This window comes from Endozoicomonas sp. 2B-B (genome assembly GCF_053470045.1).
The window spans coordinates 5,216,473-5,242,065 of record NZ_JBLZMU010000001.1; the positions used below are offsets into that span (position 1 = coordinate 5,216,473).

19 protein-coding genes are annotated in these 25,593 nt (G+C 47.0%); 14 read left to right on the forward strand and 5 right to left on the reverse strand.

Features of this window, described 5'->3' with window-relative positions:
* The first annotated feature begins 14 nt into the window (after positions 1 to 14).
* From ACOMHB_RS19420 to ACOMHB_RS19435, 4 genes are all read left to right on the forward strand, one after another.
* Positions 15 to 5,171: a hypothetical protein gene (locus ACOMHB_RS19420; RefSeq protein ID WP_448217859.1), complete on the forward strand. Its 5,157-nt coding sequence runs from the start codon at positions 15 to 17 to the stop codon at positions 5,169 to 5,171.
* Between the two features lie 190 nt (positions 5,172 to 5,361).
* Positions 5,362 to 6,624: an SGNH/GDSL hydrolase family protein gene (locus ACOMHB_RS19425; protein WP_448217860.1), complete on the forward strand. Its 1,263-nt coding sequence runs from the start codon at positions 5,362 to 5,364 to the stop codon at positions 6,622 to 6,624.
* Positions 6,625 to 6,941: 317 nt separating this feature from the next.
* Positions 6,942 to 8,390 carry a dGTPase gene (gene dgt, locus ACOMHB_RS19430; RefSeq protein WP_448217861.1) on the forward strand — a complete coding sequence of 483 codons (1,449 nt, stop codon included), beginning with the start codon at positions 6,942 to 6,944 and terminating at the stop codon, positions 8,388 to 8,390.
* A gap of 153 nt (positions 8,391 to 8,543) precedes the next feature.
* Positions 8,544 to 8,861: a hypothetical protein gene (locus ACOMHB_RS19435; protein ID WP_448217862.1), complete on the forward strand. Its 318-nt coding sequence runs from the start codon at positions 8,544 to 8,546 to the stop codon at positions 8,859 to 8,861.
* 70 nt (positions 8,862 to 8,931) lie between these two features.
* On the opposite strand, the gene purL is transcribed toward ACOMHB_RS19435, so the two are convergent.
* From purL to tadA, 4 genes are all read right to left on the reverse strand, one after another.
* Positions 8,932 to 12,837 carry a phosphoribosylformylglycinamidine synthase gene (gene purL / locus ACOMHB_RS19440; RefSeq protein WP_448217863.1) on the reverse strand — a complete coding sequence of 1,302 codons (3,906 nt, stop codon included), beginning with the start codon at positions 12,835 to 12,837 and terminating at the stop codon, positions 8,932 to 8,934.
* Between the two features lie 171 nt (positions 12,838 to 13,008).
* Positions 13,009 to 14,181 (reverse strand): RNA-guided endonuclease TnpB family protein, encoded by a 1,173-nt coding sequence (locus ACOMHB_RS19445; RefSeq protein WP_448217864.1) that lies wholly within the window; start codon positions 14,179 to 14,181, stop codon positions 13,009 to 13,011.
* 234 nt (positions 14,182 to 14,415) lie between these two features.
* Positions 14,416 to 14,718, reverse strand: a complete 303-nt coding sequence (locus ACOMHB_RS19450; protein ID WP_422412116.1) for a hypothetical protein — start codon at positions 14,716 to 14,718, stop codon at positions 14,416 to 14,418.
* A 111-nt stretch (positions 14,719 to 14,829) separates the two neighbouring features.
* Positions 14,830 to 15,330: a tRNA adenosine(34) deaminase TadA gene (tadA, locus tag ACOMHB_RS19455; protein WP_448217865.1), complete on the reverse strand. Its 501-nt coding sequence runs from the start codon at positions 15,328 to 15,330 to the stop codon at positions 14,830 to 14,832.
* Between the two features lie 235 nt (positions 15,331 to 15,565).
* Between tadA and ACOMHB_RS19460 the strand changes: the two genes are divergently transcribed.
* The 9 genes from ACOMHB_RS19460 to sctU all read left to right on the forward strand — a co-directional run bounded on the left by ACOMHB_RS19460 (position 15,566) and on the right by sctU (position 22,648).
* Positions 15,566 to 16,063, forward strand: coding sequence for a type III secretion system chaperone (locus ACOMHB_RS19460; protein WP_317145613.1), 498 nt, complete (start codon positions 15,566 to 15,568; stop codon positions 16,061 to 16,063).
* A gap of 110 nt (positions 16,064 to 16,173) precedes the next feature.
* Entirely contained in the window at positions 16,174 to 17,505 is a 1,332-nt protein-coding gene (sctN, locus tag ACOMHB_RS19465) for a type III secretion system ATPase SctN (RefSeq protein ID WP_422134746.1), read from the forward strand.
* Positions 17,506 to 17,510: 5 nt separating this feature from the next.
* Positions 17,511 to 17,972, forward strand: coding sequence for a type III secretion system stalk subunit SctO (gene sctO, locus ACOMHB_RS19470; RefSeq protein ID WP_422134747.1), 462 nt, complete (start codon positions 17,511 to 17,513; stop codon positions 17,970 to 17,972).
* A gap of 27 nt (positions 17,973 to 17,999) precedes the next feature.
* Positions 18,000 to 18,734, forward strand: coding sequence for a type III secretion HpaP family protein (locus ACOMHB_RS19475; protein WP_448217866.1), 735 nt, complete (start codon positions 18,000 to 18,002; stop codon positions 18,732 to 18,734).
* 67 nt (positions 18,735 to 18,801) lie between these two features.
* Positions 18,802 to 19,827, forward strand: coding sequence for a type III secretion system cytoplasmic ring protein SctQ (gene sctQ, locus ACOMHB_RS19480; RefSeq protein ID WP_448217867.1), 1,026 nt, complete (start codon positions 18,802 to 18,804; stop codon positions 19,825 to 19,827).
* Between the two features lie 30 nt (positions 19,828 to 19,857).
* Positions 19,858 to 20,517 carry a type III secretion system export apparatus subunit SctR gene (gene sctR, locus ACOMHB_RS19485; RefSeq protein WP_422134750.1) on the forward strand — a complete coding sequence of 220 codons (660 nt, stop codon included), beginning with the start codon at positions 19,858 to 19,860 and terminating at the stop codon, positions 20,515 to 20,517.
* A gap of 9 nt (positions 20,518 to 20,526) precedes the next feature.
* Positions 20,527 to 20,790, forward strand: a complete 264-nt coding sequence (sctS, locus tag ACOMHB_RS19490; RefSeq protein WP_317145607.1) for a type III secretion system export apparatus subunit SctS — start codon at positions 20,527 to 20,529, stop codon at positions 20,788 to 20,790.
* Between the two features lie 14 nt (positions 20,791 to 20,804).
* The gene (gene sctT / locus ACOMHB_RS19495; protein WP_422134751.1) at positions 20,805 to 21,596 is read left to right on the forward strand and encodes a type III secretion system export apparatus subunit SctT; all 792 of its coding nucleotides are present in this window, start codon (positions 20,805 to 20,807) and stop codon (positions 21,594 to 21,596) included.
* Positions 21,593 to 22,648 carry a type III secretion system export apparatus subunit SctU gene (gene sctU / locus ACOMHB_RS19500; RefSeq protein WP_448217868.1) on the forward strand — a complete coding sequence of 352 codons (1,056 nt, stop codon included), beginning with the start codon at positions 21,593 to 21,595 and terminating at the stop codon, positions 22,646 to 22,648. The genes sctT and sctU overlap by 4 nt, the downstream gene beginning before the upstream one ends.
* Positions 22,649 to 22,672: 24 nt before the next feature.
* Here sctU and ACOMHB_RS19505 read toward each other — a convergent pair whose 3' ends face one another.
* Complete coding sequence (locus ACOMHB_RS19505) at positions 22,673 to 23,953, reverse strand: DNA polymerase Y family protein (RefSeq protein WP_448217869.1); 1,281 nt, start codon at positions 23,951 to 23,953, stop codon at positions 22,673 to 22,675.
* A 202-nt stretch (positions 23,954 to 24,155) separates the two neighbouring features.
* On the opposite strand from ACOMHB_RS19505, the gene ACOMHB_RS19510 reads away from it, so the two are divergent.
* The gene (locus ACOMHB_RS19510) at positions 24,156 to 25,409 is read left to right on the forward strand and encodes a hypothetical protein (protein WP_448217870.1); all 1,254 of its coding nucleotides are present in this window, start codon (positions 24,156 to 24,158) and stop codon (positions 25,407 to 25,409) included.
* Positions 25,410 to 25,593 lie beyond the last annotated feature (184 nt).

Here is a 25,593-nt window from a genome sequence, read left to right on the forward strand (position 1 = left end):
AAGGATCGCCAGGTATGGTTTTTACTGCGTTAGCCAAATTGAGTAAAAAGAGTATTCATCTTATCTTTTTATCAATAAACCTTATATCAGGGAGTGCTCTTGCAATAAACGAAGATCAAAAAAGTATACTAAAACAACTTACTTTTCACGAGTATGAAGAAATTGATCGAGTACTTAAAGAAAAAAATTTGTATGTGCAAGCTAAATTTTACATTGATAAAGTGATGTCAGGCGTTAATCGAAGAAAAAGAAATAATTTTTTTAAAAGCAAAAATAGGGAATTGGCTAAGAAAATGGGGGTTAAGGCTAATCATAATACGACCAAGTTTGGCATACCTTACACCCTGTTAAGGACGTTTAATCTTGTTCAGGCAATGATCCATTATGGTAAAGTAGAATCTATCAAACAAACAACAATAATAAATTCAGACCGATTAACACTTGATAAAATTAATAGAGCAGTCCGTGTTGTTGAAGACTATATAGACAGATTATTATCAGAAAGAGCTGAGCAAACGCCCACAGAGGACATGGAATTGATAACTCTGTTCTTTGAAGACCGAAATTGTGCAAAAAAAATAACGCGCATTATCAAAGCCCAAAAAAATAAAGACTTTAATCTTCAATCGCTATATTCAGTCAACCATCCTGAATATGAAATATACATGCAACGTAGTCCAAACTGCCGGTCATTGCATCTGCTACGCAATGGAGACTTCATCTTGACCCATGTCAATATTATTCGGAAAGGAAACTTACAGAATGGAGATAAAATAATTCACACAGTTCCCTTAAAAAAATTCAAACCTAACCCAATATCACCCAAAAGAAATTCCGCATCCAGAGCCAGAGAGATTTATATCGCTATTGATAGACTTCAAAATTTTCTTAATAAGAGGTACCCAAAGAAATTTAAATTCAGTATCAATGAAGAAAATATGTTTATGGTAACACTGGATTTTGTAGCACCTTATGGTTGGTGGAAAGATGCATTTTTCAGGATAGAGTATTATTTCGACAATATTGGCAACGAAGGACCAGTCATTTATGTTAAATATGCACCAAAGGTATCCTATCTTTATAGCCATAATCTTTGCCTGATGCAGACTTATAAAAATTCTCAAAGAGTCAGTGAAGGGCCTCCCAAAATCTATGAAGGCTTTGATCAATGGTGGTGGTTTCATTCTTCCGGACGTGTTCGCTATGGATCTGAAAACTTTTCTGTAGAGGAGCAGATTTTAAATACCATCAATTTTCTGACAGCCGATTTCGATATACGATCAGAAGGTATTCTTTCAAAGACCAGGTATCTAACACCTCCTCAGTTTGAAGGTATTCTTTCAGAGATCAGGTCTCTAACAAGCACCCAATTTCTTATCACATATGAAATATTCGAAGTTAATACTCTGGCAAAAAAAAACAACAATTCTGTTTATGTAGAAACGGATTATAACAAGATAAAAAGAAGTGTGAATGAAAGAATAAAAGATGGAGAAGACCCAGATTTTGATTATTTAGTTATTGATGATGAGCTAGATAACTCAGAGAAAGCATTATCACTAGGGACAGATATTTTTATTCCTGTTGAAATGCACAATGAGGCTGAGATTGTAGAATCCACTTATACTTCGATAAGAAATTTTGACAATCTAATAAATGAGGCCAGGAAGAAGTCGGGATTTAAAATACCAGAAAATGTTAAACCTATTGTTTATTATAAGAATGAAAAACTGGATGAGTATAATTTTCCAAAGGTTTTACATGATTTAAGGAAGAGAAATATAAAAAAGAATAAAAAAGAACAAAAGGAAGGAAAAATAAAAAATAACATCATCACGATGATTGTTAGAGTTCCTGGTTATGAAAGGCCAGCGTTTGAAAATGCCATAGCCAGTTCTGTTACCTATTATGTTCCGGAAAATCCTCGTCAACTGACGTATAATGAGAAACATAACCAAAACTACCAATTCAAAACCACAGCTAATAAAGGCAAACACATAAATAACGATATAGGTAAACCCATAAAAAGCAAGGTAGTTAAACCCATAAAATGGGAAATACACTTAGCTGTAAAAAAGAAATTGGCAAAAGCTAATACTATGTTTTATCAATACAAGCTTATTTTTCCTTTAGAAACACAAAAGACAACAGAACGTTATAGAGGAGGAACTCAGTATGGAAGTTTTGCCAATATCTGGATACCCACTATTAAAGATGATATGTCAGACGTTGAAAAAAAATTTGTTTTGTTGTCAATGTATGACTTATCAAGAAATAAATTTAAAATACCAAACAATCTCAAAAAAGCCTCCGTTTCAAATCTGGGTAATAACATTATTACCAAAGCATTATTAACGCCACAGAATGATGATTGGTTGCCCTCTCAGGCCCATTTGGAATTATTGCTGCAAAGAGTTCAGATGTCTCTCCTTATAAGTCATGAAGATTATTCAATTGCCAAGGAAAACTACATTTTTTTTGAGTGTGTTATCAGTGGCAATATTGATGAGAAAGTCATCAAAGATTTGGGATTTTTTGTTGGGCACCTGGTTCCGAGTCTAAGATACGTCTCAAAAATCATTGGTCCAGATAAAGTAGAGGTTATGTATCGTATTGTTATAAACTATCTTATTGAAGTCTGTGTAAGGTCAATTACCTGTAACGAATTTGACAGAAGTTCTGGTATAGTCAAAAAAATTACAAAAAAACCAGAACAATTTGGCCTGGAGGACGTTTACACTTCCAACAAACAAGGTATTGCTTTAGCTTTTAATGTGTTACAAATTGTTGATTTCCTTTTTACAAAAACCCTCTTTACTCCTTTTTATAAAGAGGTTTTCGATTTCGTTTTTCATCAGAACGAGTTAGAAAATCTTCAGATTATTATCAAGGGCATGCGTAAAATTATTGATGGTAAAAAAAACCCTATCCCACTTTTTTTCAGTCACTTGCTCCCTTCCGCAAGACATTACCCGGATAGTTTTAATTTCGAAAACAACGTTTTTTTAAATAAGTTCACCTTAAGTGTTTTGAAAAAAACCGTAAGTCGAACAACAAATAAAGATATAAAAGCTTCATTGCAAGCTTTTCTAAAAAAAACAGAACAAAAATCGGATATTTTCAGTAAAGAAAAAACTAATGAATTAATCTCTTTATTCAGAAAAAATACTCCCAGGATTCTGATTAATGTTCCAAATGGACAAGGTGGTTTCAGACAAACCTGCTGCCATTGCGGTGAAGTTTATGAAACTGAAAATCCCATACGAGGGAAAGGACGTCATACAAACCGAATCACTAAAAAAACAAAAGAACCGCTGATAAGGCCTTTTCATAAAGTCTGTATGATTGAAGACAAACGCATCAGAGAACAAGCAGGGCAATTATATAGAAAGATGGAAAAGGGATACCCCAAAACACAGGTTTATGAACCCTACTATTCTCATCATAACCCCGTCCCCGAGGGCTTTGAACTGATAAGAATTAATGGCGATGGTAACTGTATGTATTCGTCAATTGCAGCGATTTTCAACAAATATGAACCGTCAGGACAATGGAACCAGAAAACAATAAGACAGATTATAGACTTTAACCTTCATCAGATTTTTTCCATGATTCAAAATCACCCCTACAAGGATATACTGATAGAGGAGCTTGAGCTGTTATTGGGGATCGATGCCGACATTATTCCAGCGGTTCTCGATGATAATGTCATTACTGACTCAGCCTCTTTCGCACAGTCTGGGTCAAGCACATTGCAACCATTTGCCAGTGCTCAGTTGATTGCCTTGCTAGTACCTACACAGGGTGTCTGGTTCCCGATAATTACACAAGGTCACGATGGACCTTATCAAGAGTTTTATGACCTGACATACTGGGTCGATTCTGCTCCCAACCTTTTGACTATGCTGTTACAAAACGAAAATTATACCTTTCCAGATCTCTCTGAAAGTCAAAGGACAACACTTTTACAGTTATTGTTAAACCAAAAATTCGATCGAGCCAAGCGCGTCATCTCTCAAACTCTGGCAGCCTCCCATCAGGCTTCAGCGTATCTTATCCACTACCCCGGTTCAGTGACTACCTTGGAACACTTTGATGCAGCAGTAAACATTGTCACGCCTCAGAATATGGAGATTGATGAGGCTTTTGAAGCTCTTTCCAACGATGAAAATAATAGACAAATGAGGTCCGGTTCTGTCTCTTCGGTTTCAGCCAATGAGACTGACAGTGAGACTTTAGAAAATAACGACCCTTTATTGTTAATGATTCAAACCAGTTTTGAACTGATAAAAATTAATGGCGATGGTAACTGTATGTACTCGTCCATTGCAGAAATATTCAACCGGAGTGGGCGATCAGGACAAGCAGGCGACTGGAACCAGCAAATAATAAGGCAAACTATCGATTATAACCTTCGACAGATTTTTTCCACGATTCAGGCTCATCCTGAGAAGGAAAAACTAATGCAAGAGCTTGAGCTATTATTGGGGATTGATACTGACGTTATTCCAGCCGTTCTCGATAACAATGTCATTACTGATACGGCCTCTTTCGCTCAATCGGATTTAGCCAGATTGCAACAATTTGGCGATTCACAGCTTATTGCACTGCTCGTGCCGACACATGGCGTCTGGTTCCCGGTGATTACACAAGGTCACCATGGGTCTCATCACGAGATTTATGACCTGAAGCGCTGGGTAGTTTTTGCTCCTAACCTTTTGGTTATGCTTTTGCAAAACAGCAATTACACATTTCCCGATCTCTCTGAAAGTCAAAGAGCAATGCTTTTACACTTGTTGTTAAAGCAAAATTTCGATCAAGCTAATCTCTTCGTCTCCCAAACTCTGACAGACTCCCATCAGTCTTCAGCTTATCTTATCCACACCCCCAATTCAGAGGCTCTCCTTGAACACTTTGATGCGGCAGTCAGGATTGCTCCCGACCGGAATATAGAACTTGATTCGCCACAAATCGCTCAGCTCGATGAGACTTTTGAAGAAATTTCTATCGATGGAAATGATAAAAGAATAAAGTTTGATTCTGCTTCTTCTGTTTCAACCAACGAGACTGACCCTAAGACTTCACAGGATTACAACCCCTTATCGTTGATGATTCAAAGGATCACAGGGGCATTCTCTACCACTTCAGGCACACCCACCAATACTCAGTAAGTTAACAACCTCCTACATCCCACAGCGAGTATCGAAAATCTTACCAAAAAGCTGGTAACCGGGATTTTAAAGTAGCTTTATCGGCTTTTGCATGGCAACAGGGCCAAAATAAAGATTAATACAACCGCACGGGGAGAGTAATCCACTATAATCCTCAGCTTTTTAGTAACTGCTCTATTAGGGTTTCAATATGATTCGTAGTTGGCTGGGTCTGGTATTACTGCTGTTGTCGTTACCCGGTTTGGCATATGAAAAACTTTTTTATCCCAAATTCACCGAACGTTTTTGCTCGCAGGAGGCACAGCCTGTCAGCAATGTCTTTGTGGTGGGTGACAGTAGCGTTGATTCGGGTAATTTCTATAACTACAGTCGATTCCTTACAGGTAGCGGTACACTGAATGAACGTCAAATGTCACTTTATCCCTGGAGCGGTCGTATGTTACCGGGCTTTATTTTTGGCAGTTTCTGTGGTGCCATACCTGGTGCCAATTATCATGGAGGGCGTTTTTGTGATGATCTGATGGCACCAGAGCTTATTGCCAGAGCCCTTTATCTGAATACCTCCAATAAAACCGAGTTTGTCGATCAGTCACATGGTGGCAGTACGGTGGTCGGTTTTTCAGAGGTGTTAACGGATTTTTTCTGGTCGTTTCTGTTTGGTGAAAGTCAGTTGGCCAATATCAGTTTTCTCACCAATAGCATCAGAGGTGGAAAGCCTATTCTGAGTTCGGTCGAGGAACAGATAAATCACCTTGTGCAACATCATGCACCCTTTTCTGAGGATCAGATTTTTATGTTAGCCGGTGGCGCTAATGATTATCTCAACCGTTACTGGAATTATCGTCTGGTGGTTACCAAGCTGTCAGCGGCTATTGAAAACCTCTATGCCCATGGAGCCAGAACCATTTTCTGGGGAACGGTTCCCGATGTCACTAAAACCCCCTGTTTGCGCAATTCAGAAGATCGTCAGGAAGTACGTGAGGTGATCGTCAATCATAACCGATTGGCTACGAAAGCGTTTTTTCGGCTGAAAAGACAGTATCCTGACCTGTTACTCCTGTTTTTCGATTACAACAGAATGTTTGACATTTTGTTAGAACATGCCCGCCAGCAAGATGTTGACACTGAAACCCCCTGTCTCGATGTCACCTTCAGAGGCTGTTCTGATAATGCCCAGGTAGATATCTGCGAGAGTCACAAGGCGAGCCCCTGCAAAAACCGCAGTGATCATTTTTATGTTGATTCCGTTCATCCATCAAGTACGGTACAGAACTGGATATTCAACTTTAACTGCAAAATGCTGTCTATGCTCAACTATGAAGTGAAGTGCCCGGAGATAGATCGCAGGCTTGCTGACGATCTGCTGCTGCATTATTTTACCGGCAAGCCAGGCTATCTGGAGCGGGAATATGTTCAGTTGATATTTGAAGGGCGATGTCCGGCAGAATTCTAGCAGCCTGTCGGACTTAAGCGCCCGTAGCGAGGATTGCGAGAAATTGAGGATAAAAGTTTCTGCTTCTGAGGAGAATAGCGGGGCTATTTGACGAAGAAGCAGGAATTTTTAGACCAATTTATCGCAACCGCAGTAGGGCAGACTTAAGTCCGACAGGCTGCTAGTCCAATCTTGAACGGCTGTTGCTTGAAAAGCATCTATAATATTCCCTTTCATTCCTTTGGCTAAAACCCTATGTCCTTAACCTGCTGGCTTTTAGCCTATAGAGAGCCAGGTCAAACCTCACCTTCAAACAGATCCTGCCGACTATGATCAGCATGAACTATCTGACTAAACTCACCTGCACTCGCCCAAGACTCAGTTCTGTCGAACCGGATCGGGACCTGTTAACTGAAACAGAAAGCAACCGGGGGCGAATCATTCAGTCAGCGGCCATACGTCGGCTGCAACAAAAGACTCAGGTTTACCCTCTGGAAACCAATGCCGCTGTTCGCAGTCGCCTGACGCACTCTCTGGAAGTGCAACAAACCGGTCGTTTTCTGGCACAGACGATTCTGCAGCGCCTGTCAGAAAGCGGCCAATTAACATCGCTGGGATTAGACAATCAGGACACGGCTTTTATAAATCTGGTAGAAATGGCCTGCCTGATGCACGACATTGGCAACCCTCCATTCGGTCATTTTGGCGAGGCGGCTATCAGCCGCTGGATGCAGGATAAAGCCGGGCTATGTTATGAAAAAGCGTGCAAAGGTCAGAAAGCCCGGTCAGCCTTACTGGAGTCAACCCTGCTGCCAGACTTGTCTATTTACGAAGGCAATGCCCAGGCGTTAAGAATTATTCATCACCTTCAGGATCTGAACCTGACCTATTCCCAGATGGGCGCGCTTATGAAATACACCCGTACGCCCTATGAGCCCAGACCCGACAAAGGCTCACCCGATGCCTATCGCAAGAAAAAGCCGGGTTACTTCTTTTCCGAAGCCATTCTGGTCCGTGACATCTGGCAGCATCTGGCTATCAATGAAGGTTGTCGCTTCCCTCTGGTTTATATCATGGAAGCCGCCGACGATATTTCCTACTGCATTGCCGATCTGGAAGATGCGGTCGATAAGGGGATTCTCTCTTTCCGCGATCTTCGCTTCAGTCTCTATGAAGTCTGGGAGGAATTTACTGAATATAACGAGTATTTGCCCAATATCATGGAGTCTGCGGTCAAGAGAGCCGGCAACAACAAGCAGGAATTTATTATCCGGCTGCGCACCCGGTTGGTAAGAGATCTGGTGGATTATGCTGCAAATCGTTATCTGCAAAAGCATCAGGCGATCTTTGACGGGACGCTCGATGAGCCTCTGATTGACGGCCAGTCTGACCAGCATCTGGCACTGCAGACCCTGAAAACCGTTGCTATCCGCTATGTCTTTACCAGCATGGAGAAGGAAACTCCGGAACTCAGGGGCTACTCTGCCCTGATGGGACTGATGGATATTTTCCAGCCTTTGCTGGAACTGAGCCGTGAAGAATTCGCCAGTCTTACTGAAAAAGATTCCAGCCGACATTTTATCGAGCAACGTCTTTACCACCGCCTCTCTGGCAAACATAAAATGGCGTATCACCGGGCAGTGAAATCATTGCCTGGCAGCAATTACTCCGCTCAAGAACAGGATGAGCTGGAATGGTATTACCGGGCAAGATTATTGATTGATTACGTCAGCGGGATGACCGATCACTTTGTGTTAACCGAGTTTCAAACTCTTTCTGCTATCTGAGTCAAAAAGCATAAGTCGTCATTGTTCAAGCCTCTCACTGGAACTCTTTATTAGAACGAATGTCTAACAATTAAGCGTTCATTAAAAATTCAAGTCAAATCCTGACTTTCTGGTGAACTGATCTTTGACTATTTAAAAGAAGGAGTAAATTCTATGAAAAAATTCATTCTGGCAGTCCTTTTGGCTTCAGCGTCTACCATGGTTGGTGCAGAAATGCGAAAAATAGACGAGCATACGCAAGCGGAGACGTGGTATATGAGGAGCGCAGTAAGCTACTTTGACACAGTTTCTCAACAATATTGTCTGGTGGTTTTAGATAATTTTTATAGTGGCAAAAATTCGCTTATGGACTGCAAAAGTGTCCATGAACTCTCAGAGCAGGCACAAAGAAACATTCTCGGCGACGCCTATGTACCAAAATCTGGCGCTGGCGCGTGTGATGCCTCTTCGGATAGTTGTCCCAAAAACTGATTTTTAGTGATTAAGCCGGATACTCATCGAGTACCCAGCTTAATCAATTGCTTTACTACTCGCCCAACATTCAATCAACCCAGACCCGGGCATTCCTGAACATTCTCATCCAGGGTGAATCTTCACCCCAGGTATCCGGATACCAGCTGTTCTGAACCGCCCTGAATACCCTTTCCGGATGAGGCATCATAATCGTCACCCTGCCATCAGCCGAGGTCAGACCCGTGATCCCCTGAGCAGAACCGTTAGGGTTGTAGGGGTAACGCTCAGTAGCCCGTCCCTGATTATCCACGTATCTGAGGGCCAACTGACCACTGGCAGACAGTTTCCGGATTTGGTCAGCCTTTTTGAACTCGGTGTAGCCTTCACCGTGAGCCACCGCAATAGGCATTCTGGAACCTTCCATACCTCTGAAGAGAATGGACTTGTTCTGCTGGACTTCGACCATCACGGTTCTGGCTTCAAACTGCTCAGACTGATTACGGACAAAGTGTGGCCAGTGCTCTGCACCCGGAATCAATTCATGGAGATTGGATAGCATCTGACAACCATTGCAGACACCCAGGGCAAAACTGTCCGGACGATCAAAGAAAGCCGCAAACTGGTCACGGGCCATGCTGTTAAACAGCACTGATTTCGCCCAGCCTTCTCCCGCACCCAGAACATCACCGTAGGAGAAACCGCCACAGGCTACCAATCCTTTGAATTCTGTCAGGTTACGGCGACCGGAAAGAATGTCACTCATGTGAACATCCACTGCCTGAAAGCCAGCCTTATCAAAAGCCGCTGCCATTTCCACATGACCGTTAACACCCTGCTCCCTCAGAATGGCTACCTGAGGTTTGCTGGCGCCAGTGGCAATAAATGGAGCAGCAACATCCCTATTGATGTCGAACGGCAAAGAGGCATGTAAGCCTGTGTCGCCGTCATCCAGCAGGTTATCAAATTCCTGACGGGCACATTCAGGATTATCTCTCAGAGCCTGCATGCGATAGCTGGTTTCAGCCCACCAGCGCTGGTATTTAACCCGGCTTTCGCTACTGATCAGCTCGCCATTGAAGACAAAGTTGATGCGCTGATCCGGTCTCAGAGAGGCAATGGTATGCACGCAGGAAGCCAGACCCAGCCCAGCCAGAATATCCTTAACTTTACCTTTGTCTGCACGACGAACCTGCAGAACGGCGCCCAACTCTTCGTTAAACAGGGCGGGGATAATGGCCGCTTCATCGCCCGCCAGCTTATTCAGATTCACCTCAATACCGGTATGACCGGCAAAGGCCATCTCAACCAGTGTGGTAAAGAGACCACCGTCTGAACGGTCGTGGTATGCCAACAGCAGGTCTTCTTCCAGACATTGCTGGATGGCAGTAAAGAACCCTTTGAGGTCTTGCGCAGAAGAAACATCAGGCGCCACATCACCAATCTGACCATAAACCTGTGCCAGAGCAGAACCACCCAGACGGTTTTGGTCACGACCCAGATCCACCAGCAACAGATCAGTCTCACCTTTATCGGTACGCAGCTCTGGCGTAACGGTCTTGCGGATGTCTGTTACGGGAGCAAAAGCCGAAATCACCAGCGACAGAGGCGAGGTAACACTCTTTTCTACATCGCCGTCTTTCCAGCTGGTGCGCATGGACATAGAGTCCTTGCCTACAGGAATAGCAATACCCAGTTCCGGGCAGAGTTCCATACCAACCGTTTTACAGGTTTCATAGAGTCTGGCGTCTTCACCCGGATGACCGGCAGCGGCCATCCAGTTTGCCGACAGCTTGATATCACCCAGCTTGCCAATACGGGTGCTGGCGATGTTGGTAATCGCTTCACCGATCGCCATACGACCTGAGGCAGGCGCATTGACCAGAGCCAGAGGGGTTCTCTCCCCCATGGACATAGCTTCACCCGTGAAGGTATCAAAAGCAGTAGCGGTGACCGCACAGTCAGCAACAGGAACCTGCCATGGGCCAACCATCTGCTCACGGGCTACCAGACCGGTAATAGAGCGGTCGCCAATAGTAATCAGGAAGTTTTTGCTGGCGACGGTTGGCAGCTTGAGAACTCGCTCAGACGCTTCTTCCAGAGTCACACCGGAAAGGTCCAGTGCATCCTGTTGAATAGTTTCTGCCTGCACATCACGATGCATGCGGGGAGGTTTGCCCAACAGAACGTCCAGAGGCATATCCACTGGCTTGTTATCAAAGTGGCTGTCTTCCACCAACAGGTTTGGCTCTTCAGTGGCCTCACCCACAACGGCATAGAGACAACGCTCTCGTTGACAGATGGCTTCAAACAGCTCCATATTTTCTGGAGCTACCGCCATCACATAACGTTCCTGGGATTCATTACACCAGAGCGCCAGGGGGGACATGCCTGGCTCATCATTCAGAATATCCCTGAGCTGGAAGCGACCACCACGGCCACCATCGCTGACCAGTTCTGGCAGCGCATTGGACAGGCCACCCGCACCCACGTCGTGGATAAAGACGATGGGGTTTTCATCACCCAGCTGCCAGCATTGGTCAATCACTTCCTGGCAACGACGCTCCATCTCGGGGTTATCACGCTGAACGCTGGCAAAATCCAGATCTTCCTGACCTTCACCGGAAGTCATGGAAGAGGCTGCACCACCCCCCAGACCGATCTGCATGGCCGGACCACCCAGAACAATCAGCTTGGCGCCAACGGTAATATCAGCTTTCTCAACATGAGCGGCGCGGATATTACCCAGACCACCTGCCAGCATGATGGGCTTGTGGTACCCCCTCACTTCTTCGCCAGCAGAGCCTTTGGCTGTGGCTTCAAAGGTACGGAAGTAACCGCAAAGGTTTGGACGACCAAACTCGTTGTTAAAGCCTGCACCACCCAGGGGACCTTCCAGCATAATATCCAGGGCAGTCACGATCCGATCCGGCTTGCCGTAGTCTTTTTCCCAGGGCTGTTTGTAGCCGGGAATATTCAGATTGGATACCGAGAAACCGGTCAGCCCCGCCTTTGGCTTGGAGCCTCGACCAGTAGCCCCTTCATCACGGATCTCACCACCGGCACCGGTAGCAGCACCGGGCCATGGCGAGATGGCCGTTGGATGGTTGTGTGTTTCCACTTTCATCAGGATATGAATGTCTTCCTGATGATACTGGTAATCTTTCTTTTCAGGAGACGGGAAAAAACGCCCGGCTCTGGAGCCTTCAATAACAGAGGCATTGTCTTTATAGGCCGAGAGCACACCTTCACTGCTCATAGTGTGGGTGTTACGGATCATCTGGAACAAAGAATGATCTTGCCGCTCACCGTCAATGGTCCAGGTCGCGTTAAAAATCTTATGGCGGCAGTGCTCGGAGTTAGCCTGGGCAAACATCATCAGCTCAACATCAGTGGGGTTCCTGTCCAACCCCTCATAGCTGGTGACCAGATAATCGATTTCATCTTCTGCCAGAGCCAGTCCAAGGGACTGGTTGGCGGCAACCAGAGCCTCACGTCCGCCTTCAAGAATATCCACACGGGTCAGGGGCGCTGGCTCGGTTTCTGCAAAGAGAAGCTCTGTTTCTCTGGCATCAGCCAACACAGCCTCGGTCATGCGGTCATGAATCAGGCTGGATACTACTTCTTTCTGGTGTTGACTGAGGCCTTCTTGGGCAGACACATAATAAGCCAAACCGCGCTCAATACGGTGAACCTTGCTGAGACCACAATTTTCAGCAATATTGGTGGCTTTGCTGGACCATGGGGAAATAGTGCCTGGACGGGGTACGACAAGAAACAAAGTGCCTGAGCACTCACCTTCCTGCATCCGGGGACCGTAGGTCAGCAGCTGTTTCAGAACTTTCAATTCCTGGTCGGACAGTGCCTCGTCGACCCGGGCAAAGTGCTGGTATTCAGCAAAAACACCGGTAATTTCGGGGATCCTGTGTTGCAGGGTTTCAAGCAGCTTTTGGCTACGAAACGGCGAGAGAGCCGGAGCACCACGCAAAATGAGCATGTTAAAAACTGTCCTCGACTGGACTCAGGGAGATAATCAGGGGCGCTATGATAATCGAAACCTAGGTATGGAAACCAGTGATTGATCTATGGATCTTGGCAGGTTTTCCCTTCAATGGTTCCCATCTATCTGTGACTGCTCCCCGCCCTGTCGGGCGAGGCTTCTGACTTCTCAGGCAGCAACCGGCAATGTGCCGGATTTACGCTTGCCTCCATCAGCAGAGACGGACAGACCTTCCGCCTTTAACTTCAAAATGCCTTGATGTTTTATGTTGATAGCGGCGTTAATATCCCGATCATGGACAGCAACGCATTCACACGTCCATGAGCGAGTTTTGAGCGGCATTTCCTCTCGCTTGCGACCACAGCAGGAACAGGTTTTTGATGAGGCAAACCACTGGTCAATTTTCACCAGATGTTTACCGGCCTGTTTTGCTTTGTAGTCGAGCTTAGTCACAAGGGAGTGCCAACCTGCATCAGCAATGGATCGGGCAAGGCAATGGTTCTTGAGCATGTTCTTGACCTTCAGCGTCTCCACAACCACCGCTTGGTTATCGTCAATGAGTTGTCTGGACAGTTTGTGCTGGAAGTCGTTACGGGCAAAGGCGACACGTTCATGCGCCTTTGCTACAAGGAGTCTGGCTTTGGCTCTACCTTTAGAGCCTTTCTTGCATCGTGATAGTTTTTTCTGTTTTCGCTTCAGGTTGCGTTGTGCTTTCTTCAGAAAGCGGGGATTGCCAGTCTTATGGTCGGTACTGGTAATGGCAATGTCAGTTAACCCAACATCCACACCGACTATGCAAGAACTTTGCAGATCGGCTACTGGCTTCGCTTCAGACGCACCATCTTCAGCCAGTACAGAAGCGTAGAACTTACCTGTCGGTGTTTTGCTTAGGGTAATCGACTTGATTTGTCCGGTAATTTCCCGGTGTATCCTTGCTTTAATTGGCTCGCACTTGGGTACTTTGATCCAGTCGTCACCTGCCGAAACAGAAGTGCAATGGTAGCTGCTTTGCTTACCATGCTTTGACTTGAAACGGGGAAAACGAGCTTGCAGCTTCGGATTAAAGAAGTTCTGAAATGCCTTGTCCAGATTGATAATGGACTGCTGCAAGGCAATCGAATCAGCTTCTTTCAACCATAAGTATTTTCGGCTTTTCTTGGCAATTACCAACAAGGGTTTCAAGTCTTTTTTCGGGGCAAGGTTCTGCTCTCGCACCTTGTAGTAATGGTTCTTGATGGCCAGAGCTTTATTCCAAACCTTACGCACAGCACCAAACTGACGGTTTAAAAAATCCGCCTGCTCTGGTGTTGGGTAGATGCGTACTTTAGTGGCTTTCAACATAACTCTTTACAAGTGAGTGCTCATTATTACAATGCCCGAAATAATATACTTATTACAGGTTATTTCAATTGACTGCGTACCAGCTTGCAGGCGGAACGCTCTGCGTTCCCGTCTTATATCCCCGCCCGATTGGGCGAGGATTTACGACGATTTTGCTAAAAATGCAGCTTGAGTGTACTTTCAGAGATAAATGTAAACTGAGTATTTCTTCCGTCCGGGTTAACACACTGAAATTCAGTTTTTGGGACAATAGCCTTTAGAAACTCCACTTTCGCCAGCGCAGGATTTTGGTACGTACATGTTGCCAAGAATGTTTCTTTGAGCCCGCTCTGAAAACTTATGGATAGGTTTGCAATCCAAAATCGAATGTTTAGGGTCAACAACCAGCAGACAGTACTGTTCAGACACTGTGTCAAAATAACTCGTCATGGTTCTTGAGTCCCAATCACTCAATAGCTTCCGTTCAATTTCTCGTATTTCTGCAGCAGCCATGATAGGTGCTACAACCAGTGGGATCGCCAGAATAAGTTTTTTCATCAAAATATACTCCTATTCACAAAGATAAGTTCACCCAAAAGTCAGGATTTGGGTTGCTCCTTCAATGAAAGGCTAATTCTAGGACAGTCCCTCTTAATAAAAAGTTTCATCTCAGCATAACTTCAAGCGCCTCTTCTCTGCTTTTTTGGCCTCACGTCGGGCTCTGAAAAAAGAGGAAATGATTTCGCTGCACTCCTCTTCAAGGACTCCGGAAGTCATTTCCACCCGGTAATTCATATAGGGCAGCTCTAAAGTCCGGCTCTGACTGACCAGAGCCCCTGCCTTGGGCTCCAGTGCACCAAAAATCACCCGCTTTACCCGACTGTGGATAATTGCTCCGGCACACATGGTGCAAGGCTCAAGAGTCACGTAGAGTTCACAATCCACCAACCGGTAGTTGTTGAGGGTGGCAGCCGCTTCCTGCAGGGCGAGCACCTCAGCATGGGCCACCGGATTGCAGCCACTGATGGGCTGGTTATACCCTCGACCTATGATTTCGCCTCCCCTGACCACAACGGCCCCGACCGGAACTTCGTCTTTTTCCCGGGCTTTTTCTGCTTCCTTCAGGGCCTCGCGCATCCAGAGGCTATCGGTACTGTTTTGATCTGCCAAAAAAGAATCTCACTACTCAGGGAATAAAACTGCCATGAGCTGAATATTTAAAAAAAGTTGAAACAAGTATACAGACGTTCGTCACTTTGACCGATAAAAACTCTAATCGGGTCTTGGAGTTCCCCAGAGCAGGTAATCAGGAATTCTCCAACGCAAGACAAAAGAGCGATATATACTGAAAGTTACTTATCGTTATTTCAGTTTCTGACTAAGAACCATTGGAGGGTCTGTTCGAATGAGTTACAAGCAAAATGTAGAAGAGAATATACAGCATTTTGCAGAGAGCATCGGTCTGGGTGAGCTCAGCTTGAATGAACACGATGCCTGTGGTCTCTGTTTTGATGACACCCTGATCGTAAACATGGAATACCTGGAAGAAGACGAAGCTCTGGTATTCGTTTCTTCAGTAAAACCCATGGACGCTCACGACGACGCCAAAACCAGCCTGTATGAAAAGCTTCTGTCACTCAACCTTCAGCATCACAGTATGCAGGGTGCCTTCCACGCCCTGAATCATGACAAGTCTGAAATTCTGCTGATTCGCTCTATGCAGGCTTCATCGGACTACGGTAACTTTGAATCCACTCTGGAGAAGTTCGTCAACACGCTCGAGTGGGTGATCTCCGAAGTGAATAATACGGAAAGCGATGGGACTGCCCCACCCAAAGATAGTGGCCCAAAGCCCCCTCCCACCGCTCCTGGCGGACCCGGAGACATGGGCATGATGGTCTGACTCTTGATCAACACATCAAAAAAGAGGGCTTATTCAGCCCTCTTTTGCTTTCTAGCTGATCAAACCCTATAGGGCGACAAAAGCAACGACTGGCAGAGGAGACAGGGATCGTGGCCGAAGCACTTAACTACCTCACTTCAGCGCTTCAAAATGCGGTTGAAAGCAGTCGGCTATTAGATATTCGTGGCCGTGTTACCGAAGTACAGGGCATGATCATCAAGGCGGCGGTTCCCGGTGTCAAGATTGGCGAATTGTGTGAGCTGGTGACTCCAAACGATGACAAAACCAGCTATGCCGAGGTGGTAGGCTTTCAGGGTCACGAAACGGTACTCTCGCCCATGGGTGAAATCATGGGTATCTCCTCCACGACAGAAGTGATTCCTACAGGTAAGGTTCACCATGTAGGCGTTGGCTCTCATCTTCTGGGACACGTGCTTGATGGTATGGGAAACCCTCTGAATCCGTCAGCCTTCGAAGGCGTGGAGCCTGAAACCTGGTATCCGGTTTATGCCGACAGCCCTGACCCGATGACCCGCCAGATCATTGATAAACCCTTACCTCTGGGCTTGAGAGTTCTGGATGGCGTCCTGACCTGCGGAGAAGGACAGCGTATGGGTATCTTCGCAGCCGCTGGTGGCGGTAAGAGTACGCTGCTCTCGATGCTGGTGAAAGGCGCTGAGGTTGATGTCACCGTACTTGCGCTGATCGGTGAAAGGGGACGGGAACTCAGGGAATTTATCGAGCATGATCTCGGCCCGGAAGGCGTCAAAAAGTCCGTTATCATCGTTGCCACTTCCGATAAATCTTCCATGGAAAGAGCCAAGGCTGCCTACACCGCCACGGCTGTTGCAGAGTACTTCAGAGACAAAGGCAAAAAAGTCCTGCTGCTGATGGATTCCGTCACCCGTTTTGCCCGTGCCCAGCGTGAAATAGGACTGGCAGCCGGTGAGCCACCTACCCGTCGGGGCTTTCCACCTTCGGTCTTTGCCACGCTGCCCAAGTTAATGGAACGTGCCGGTATGTCTGATACAGGCTCAATCACGGCGCTCTATACCGTGCTGGTAGAAGGTGATGACATGACTGAACCGGTAGCGGATGAAACCCGATCCATTCTGGACGGTCATATTATCCTTTCCAGAAAGTTGGCTGCCGCTAACCATTACCCTGCTATTGATGTTCTATCCAGCGCCAGCCGTGTCATGAATGCCATCACTCCGGAAGAGCACAAAGCCGCTGCGGGCAAACTCAGGGAACTTCTGGCCAAGTTTGATGAGATTGAACTGCTGGTTAAGGTCGGTGAGTACAAACCGGGTTCAGATCCGGTGGCTGATGAAGCCTTGCGGAAAATAGACGCCATACGAACCTTTCTGAAACAGCGCACCGACGAATTCAATGACTATGACACGACCATCCAGCAGCTGCGTCACGTCGTTGGAGTCTGATCTGAATGCTGCACGAACTTCTCAAGGTTAAGCAGATTCGTGAAAAGTCTGCTCAGGACCAGGTGCGTAAGTGTGAATACCGTTTGGAACAGGCTCAGCTGGAAGTCAAAAACAAAGAGCAGGAACTGGAAGAGTACATTGACTGGCGCTGTAAAGAAGAACAAAGGCTCTACGATAACATTATCAATACCGAGGTAAAGCAGAACGAACTTGATCAGCTGAAAGCCAATGTAGCCAGGATGCGTGAAAAGGATGTACTGCTGGAACAGGCCATCAACGAAGCCAGACAGGATGTCGAGAAGGCCAAAGAGCAGCTTGAACAGGCCCGTGAAGATCATATGAAAGCCATGCAGGCTGTGGAAAAGTTTGAAGAGTTTACCAAAGTTCAGGACGAGGAAGCCGCAAAAGAAGCCGCTCGCCTCGAAGACCTGGAAATGGAAGAATTTACTGTTCGCCCGAAATCCTAGGGTCTACAGATCGCAAGGAGGCCAATTATGCAGCCCACCAACGCTAATCAGAATGTTCAGCAGAATAACAACAACCAGCCTACCCAGAATCAGAGCCAGAAGGTGTCTGAGGATCAGGCTTCTGACTTTTCCAAAAAGATGAAAAAGAAGGAAGACCCGAAAAGCGCCAAAGGGGAATCCAAAGACGGTCAAAGCCTTGAAAGCCTGATGGCAGAACGCAGAAAAAGTGCCAAGGAAGCCCTGGAAGGCAAGTTTAAAGATCAGGGTAGTGGTCGTGAAGGTCAGAAAGGTCAGGAAGAAGGTGCCATGAAGTCTATGCTTGAGAGCAGTGACCATGTGATCGGTCAGGTCAGGGAAACTCAGCAGGCCTCAGAAGCTCAGCTGAAAAGCATCCAGGCGGTCAGTGGCCCCAAAGAGATCAATGAAGTCATCAACAAGCTGGTTGATAAAATCATGGTGTCTTCAAAAGACGCTATCCAGGGTGCCGAAGTTCGAATCACACTGAAAGACAACATTCTCCCAGGCACAGAAATCCGTATTCAGAGGGTTTCTGGTGAACTGCAGGTCACCATGAATACCTCCTCAGCAGATTCCCACAACTTCCTGGTAGCCAACGAAGCCAGCTTGATGAAAAACCTGGAAAAGCTGGGCGAAAAAGTTCAGGTCAATATCAACCTGTCTGGCGATGGCAACGAACAGAATGACGGTCGTTCCCAACAGGAGTACGTGGGTGAAGAAGATCAGGAAGACAATGATTCCTAGTCGGACTTAAGACTGTCCTACTGCGGTTAATTCCGACAGGGACTCCCAAAAGAGCGGATAAACACGAATGGAAGCGATACCACTGAAGTTTGAAACAATATCAGCCACCGAGCTTCAGTTGGGGCAACTCCTGTGTCATCGCAAAGCCCGCTACCAGATTCAACTGAACGCTATCGAATTCACTGTCTCCCTTGCCGGTCTTGGTCACCAGACATCCAGTTGGCAGGCTGATCTGGAACTGGCGGGTTACCCCGGCAAACTCTATCTGGGCCGACAGGTTCTGGATTTTCTTCTACCCAAAAAACTCGACCATCAAATCATTAAAAAACTGCCCGAAAGCCTTCGTGACGCTGCTATTGCCAGTAGCCTGACCCCCCTGTTTAATTTTCTGGGTCAGATGTTAGGTCAGTCTGTCACGCTCAGTCATCTCAAACCTGCAGAGGCGACAGACGCTCCTCTCATTGCAGTGGATCTTGAAGCCGAAAACATCCGCTCAACTATACAGATTGAGTATTCCGAGGTAATAGAGAACCTCTTGAAGTCAATTCCGCCTCATCAATCTACCTCGCTGCCCGATATACCTTTATGGGTAACCCTGCAAAAAGGCAGCACCTTACTGAATCGCAGTGAACTCAATGACCTGGAAGAAGGTGACATTGTTTTTCTGGAAAAACACGTCAGTGACTCAGAGGTGATTGTAGGAATCAAACAGAATGTTGCTTTTTTGGGCACTCTCGAGGATACCCGGGTCACTATTTCACAGAGGCTTCAGGCTATGGAAGAACATTATGACCAGGGCTACACGGATTATGAAGAGCCTATGCCGGAAGGTGAAGCTCCTCAAGCACCTGCAGGCCCTGTTGATCTTCACGACCTGCCAGTGACACTCATGTTCGAAGTGGGTGAGCAACAACTGACATTCGCAGAACTGCAAAGCCTGACGCCAGGCTATGTTTTCCAGCTCAGTAACCCCATAGAAGCACCGGTCAGGATCAGAGCCAATGGCCAACTCATTGGTAGATGTCAGCTGGTAGAAATTGAAGGCCGACTCGGAGCCCGGATCACAGAGCTGACGGGTAAGACTGAATCCTAAGCAGTACATCAATTAAAGCAGGTTCCCGCCATGGAAAGCGGCATTCTGAATTTAACCAGCCCATTTTATTTAATGGTGCCACTGGCACTGATGGCGCTGATTCCATTCATGGCAGTCATGGGCACTTCTTTTTTGAAGCTGGTGGTGGTTTTTTCCATTCTCAGAAACGCCACCGGTCTCCAGCAGATTCCACCTAACATTGCCATGAACGCCCTGGCCATTATCCTGACACTCTATATCATGGCACCTATAGGCTATGAGTCTTATGAGTTGCTGGAACCTGAAAAAATTAATTTTGAGGATCTTTCCTGGATCGAGTCTGTCAGGCTCGCCAGCGCCCCTTACAAGCAATTTCTCAAAGACAACACCAACGAAAATGAGCGTAACTTCTTTCTGAAATCGGCACGCCTTCTGTGGCCAAAAAAATACCAGCAGGAACTCTCGGGCGATGACTTGATTGTGCTGCTGCCCTCTTTTTGTATCACGGAATTGACCAAGGCATTCCAGATTGGCTTTTTGCTCTATTTGCCCTTTATCGTCATTGATCTGATCGTCTCAAACATCCTGCTGGCCATGGGTATGATGATGGTTTCGCCCATGACCATCAGCTTGCCTTTCAAATTACTCCTGTTTGTCTTGCTGGACGGCTGGACCCGTTTAATTCAGGGGCTGGTATTAAGTTATGGCTAGGAAAAGAACATGGTAGATTCGGACATCATCCAGCTCACAGCCCAGGCGCTGATGCTGACTCTGATTTTATCCATGCCGCCTATCATTGCCGCGGCTGGCGTAGGTCTGCTGATCAGTTTGATTCAGGCCCTGACTCAGATCCAGGAACAAACCCTGCCCTTCGCCTTCAAGCTGATTGCCGTCATCATCAGTATCTTTGCTACTGCCCGATGGCTGGGCATTGAGATTTATCATTACTCTCTGGCCATCATGAACAAAATCCCGGACCTCTAACCGGATAATCCGCCATGGTCATCCCAATAGATGAGCTAAAAGAGTGGTTTTATGTATTTACCATGGGCACGCCCAGAATTGTTGCCCTGTTCACTCTGATTCCTTTCCTGCACAAGCGCATGCTGGGGGGTGCCATGATGAGAAATGGCATATGCGCCTGCATGATCCTGTTTCTCCATCCTATGCTGGCAGAACACAAACCCGATGACACCATCACCATTTATGCCACTGCCGGAATTGTCCTGAAAGAAGCGTTTATCGGAGCCATTATCGGATTTTGTATCACCATCCCGTTCTGGGCACTGGAATCAGCAGGTTTCTTCATTGATAACCAGCGGGGTGCTTCCATGGCCAGCGCCCTGAACCCTCTGTCCGGTGCCGAAACTTCACCCATGGGTGTTTTGTTCTCCCAGGCCTTTACCGCCATTTTCATGACCAGCGGCTTATTCCTGCTGTTGTTGCAAAGTCTTTTCATCAGCTATGAGGTATGGCCTGTATTCAGTTTCTATCCCAGGTTGAACCCTGAAGCCTCCACTTTTTTCCTGAACCAGTTCAACCTGATTATTGGCCTGGCCATGTGGCTTTCTGCTCCTGTCGTTATCGCGATGTTTATCACAGAATTTGGTATCGCCCTGATCAGCCGCTCAGCCCCCCAGCTTAACGTATTTATTCTCGCCATGCCGATCAAATCCGGTGTCGCGGCAGCCATCCTGGTGATTTACGTCAGCACGATTCTGAAACTGGCCAAAAAACATGACGAAGGCATTCCCATGGTCTTTAAAACCCTGGGAGAGCTCTGGAAATGAGTGCTGAAAAGACAGAGAAACCCACTCCGAAAAAGCTGCGTGACGCCCGCAAAAAAGGTCAGGTAGCCAAGAGCAAGGAAGTCTCCAGCACCTTTGGCATTATCGCTGTGTTCTGCACCCTCTGGTTTATGAGCGATACCTACCTCACGACCATTCAGGAAATGGTGATCCTCCCGGCAACGGTTTATAACGAAAACTTTCAGGACGCTTTCAAAATTGTCACACAGGGCATTCTTGAAAAATCCATTGAGCTTCTGCTACCTCTGGTCATGGTATCCATGCTGTCTGCCATCATAGGCAACATCATGCAGTTTGGCTTTCTGCTGGCCGGTGAATCGGTAAAACCCGACCTCAAAAAGATCAGCCCAATTGCCGGATTCAAGCGCATCTTTGCCATCAAAAACCTGGTGGAATTCTTCAAGTCTGTTATCAAGATTGTGTTTCTTTCCATCGTTGTTTATTTCGTTATCAGAAACAGCCTCGCTGATATGTTCAACCTCCCCTACTGTGGTAGTGACTGTATTCTTCCTGTTGTCGGGGTCCTGATGAAAAAGCTGATGATCTATGCCATTGCGGCTTTCATAGTGATCTCTGTGCTGGACTATCTTTTCGAGAAGCAGCAGTTCACCAAAGAAAATAAAATGTCCAAGGATGAAGTCAAGCGCGAACACAAAGAGATGGAAGGTAGCCCTGAAATCAAAGGTAAACGAAAAGAAATCCACCAGGAAATTCTCAACGAAGCAGAAAACACCAAGAAGTCAGACGTGGTGATCAAAAACCCGACTCACCTGGCGATCGGCCTGCACTACAAACAGGATGTGACGCCACTGCCGGTGGTAACGGTTAAAGGCCGGGGTGGACGTGCACGCTTTATTGTGAAAATTGCCGATAAGGAAGGCATCCCCGTTATGGAGAATGTCCCCTTGGCTCACGCCTTGTTTGATACGGACATTGCCAGTTACATCCCCAGCGATTTGATTGAACCGGTGGCAGAAGTCTTCCGATGGGTAGAAGATCTCAAGGAAAAACAGGGCATCTCAGACGATTCTTGAGATTGAGCTTGTCAAAACATCCACTCAACTCTCCAAAGTATTCCTGGGTCCCGCTGGCCGCCAGGCCGGTGAGATAACATTGGGCATTTCCGAGCGATTCAGCAAGAGGGCCTTGCACAGAGCGAACTCTCCATAACGATGGTTGACCTCATCAATGGTCGCCAGCAGTTTTTCTTTTTTAGCATCTTCTTCCGTAAACAGCTCTCCCTGCCCGTATTTGGGTTGAGGGTCCAGGGCTCCAACGTGTACCTGGTGCACGCCCTGGCTTCTCTCACCCTGATCCCAATAGACATCCAGAAAAAAGTCCGCCAGTGCCATGATCTGGTCGCCATCGGATGTCGGGGTTGTCGTTCTCAGCTTTTTGCTGACCCAGCCTCCGGGCGTATTCATGCCAATGGCAAACAACCGGGCTTCAAAGTCATAGCGTCTGAGACGGGCAGCCACTTTTTCACACATATGCAACAGATAGGTTCTCAGGATGGTTTTATCCCGGGTATTTGGCGGAATCACCTTGCCATGCCCGATGCTCTGGGGCACGCCCACTTCTTTATGCAGTGGCTCCGGGTCCATGCCCTGGGCCATCAGCCAGATACGCTTACCCAGATTACCAAAACGATTGCCCAGCACGCTGATGGGCACTTTCTGCATATCACCACAGCGATGCACCCCGTATTGAGCCAGGTAACGTCCAATGCCTGACCCTACCCCACACAGGTCAGTAACCAGCACATTCGACAAGGTTTCGCGAGCCTGATAGGGGTGGACAATGGTCAGTCCGTCCGGCTTCTGCTGCTTGGCTGCCCACTTGGCGGTGCTCTTGTCACCACTGATCCCCACTGAACACAGCAGGCCGGAAGCCTCAAAAACGCACGCCTTGATCCTTAGACCTATCTCGGCCACCGGGCAATCATAAAGCGACTGACAGCCGGTCAGATCGAGAAAAGCCTCGTCCACCGAGAAGACTTCTATTTCTGGCGTGATGTTTTCCAGAGCTGCCATAATGCTGGAAGAAATCTGGGCATAACGATAAGGCCGGGAAGGTGCCTGGATCAGGTCAGGTGCCAACCCTCTGGCCTCACGCAACCTCATCCCGGTTTTGATGCCCCGGGCACGGGCCTCATAGGAGGCGGTAATGATGCAAGTCCCTGATCGGCCATTGGTGACACACACCGGCTTTTGCTGCCATTGAGGCCGATCCAGCTGCTCAATGGAGGCAAAAAAGGCATTCATATCCACCAGCGCAATCATTCTGGGCCAGGGCTTGTCTTTTACAGAAATACTGTTCATGCATACAGTATTATTCACCTGAAGCTTCCAGACAACCCCCTCTTTGATTGATTTTTTTTATCGCCCCCGAAACAGAGGCGTAACCGCGTCAATTGAGGCGAATGGTTGCTGTTTTATAAGGTCTTCCGGTTTCGTCAGCACTGCTGACAGAGATGTTATGCAAGCCTTTGTCTGAATCTCGTACGATCAGCTTTACATTGGTTCACACGGGGAAGTAGCCATGTTCAAACACGCAAGGATCGTCTTTCAAATCGTACTGACACTGTTCAGCTTTTTCGGCTTCAACGAAGCCGTTCTGGCGGCCAGATACCGCACCACGGTCTACGTAAGCAATTTCGACGCCCGGATGGCGGTTGCTCACACCGGCATCGAAACGCCTGCCTTTGCAGGTTATGCATCTTCAGGCAAAGATGCTCATCTGGCCGAAGATCCCGGCAATATCGCATTCAACGAATCGCCACTAAAACTGTTGGAAAGCGCATTAAAAGACATGTTGGAACACTCGAAGCTGGCGCCCAACAGCAGCACGGATCTCGTTATTGGTATCGCTGGCTACGATTTCTATCGCCAAAAGCCAGCACCTGAACCAGGCCAGCTCTCAAAATATCGATCTCTGTTGACTCAAAACTGTCCGGTTAGTCAAAATCGGGAGGCTTACTTCACCTGTATGGCAAAGGCTCTGTTCAGGGAACACGGGGTGATGGTGGAAAACGTAAAGTTGGTGGGCGACCATACCCTGATGGCCGCCAGTGCCAAAAGCTGGTTGCACAGAAACCATAAAGCCAGCAGACATTTCGACCTGATTCAGGCCACCACAATAGCGGTGCCTTACCAGGTCAAAAACGGCCAGATCACCCCCTGGTCTGCCAGATTGCCGAAATGGCTGAGTATGGCGGGGGGTTACTGGAATATTGGCCAGGCCAGCCAGAACGCCTGGTTCAGCCCTGTACCCTGCAAAAACAAAAGTTATCTTCCCTATATGGCGTCACAGCCAATCCATCAGGCCCTGTTCGCCAGCGACTATGTGCAGGAATATGGTAAATACAAAGGTGATCCCTATGCCATGATGAAGCGCTGGGGCCGCACAGGTATCAATACTCTGGGTTACCAGGTCAGCCAGATCTACAACGACGGCAACCGTCAGGATTATCTCAGCGGCCAGCATGCAGTGAGCCGCAGCAACTACGACAAGGCCCGAAGTCAACTGAAAGACCTTTTCCATGAGGTTATTGAGCAACTGGCCACTATTATCAACATCAAGCAGAGCGAATATTATCCGGGGCAGAGTCCGGAACACCCTATTGTCATCCTGGGAGAGTTCTCTGCCGACGTTCTGGAAAAGGCAGAAAACAGAGACCTGCTACTGAAGAGCCTGCCGAAAGAAGCCCGCTGTCGGGTGGATATTGTTCCCGGAGACACCTTCTTCCATAACCTTTCAGGCGGTGGGCTGCGTATTCTGGAGAAAGATCGTTAGTTCTGCTGACCAGACGGTCATTAAGCAGGCTTTGAAGGAAAGGTAAGCTGTAAGCTGTAAATCAATAACAGCAATAGCATTCAAGGATAGCAAGGAGTTGGCTATGTACTCATGTATGATCACCAAATCACCGGACACTGCAGTTTGCTCTAAGTGCATTTTCAGAGGGCAAAAAGCAAACCAA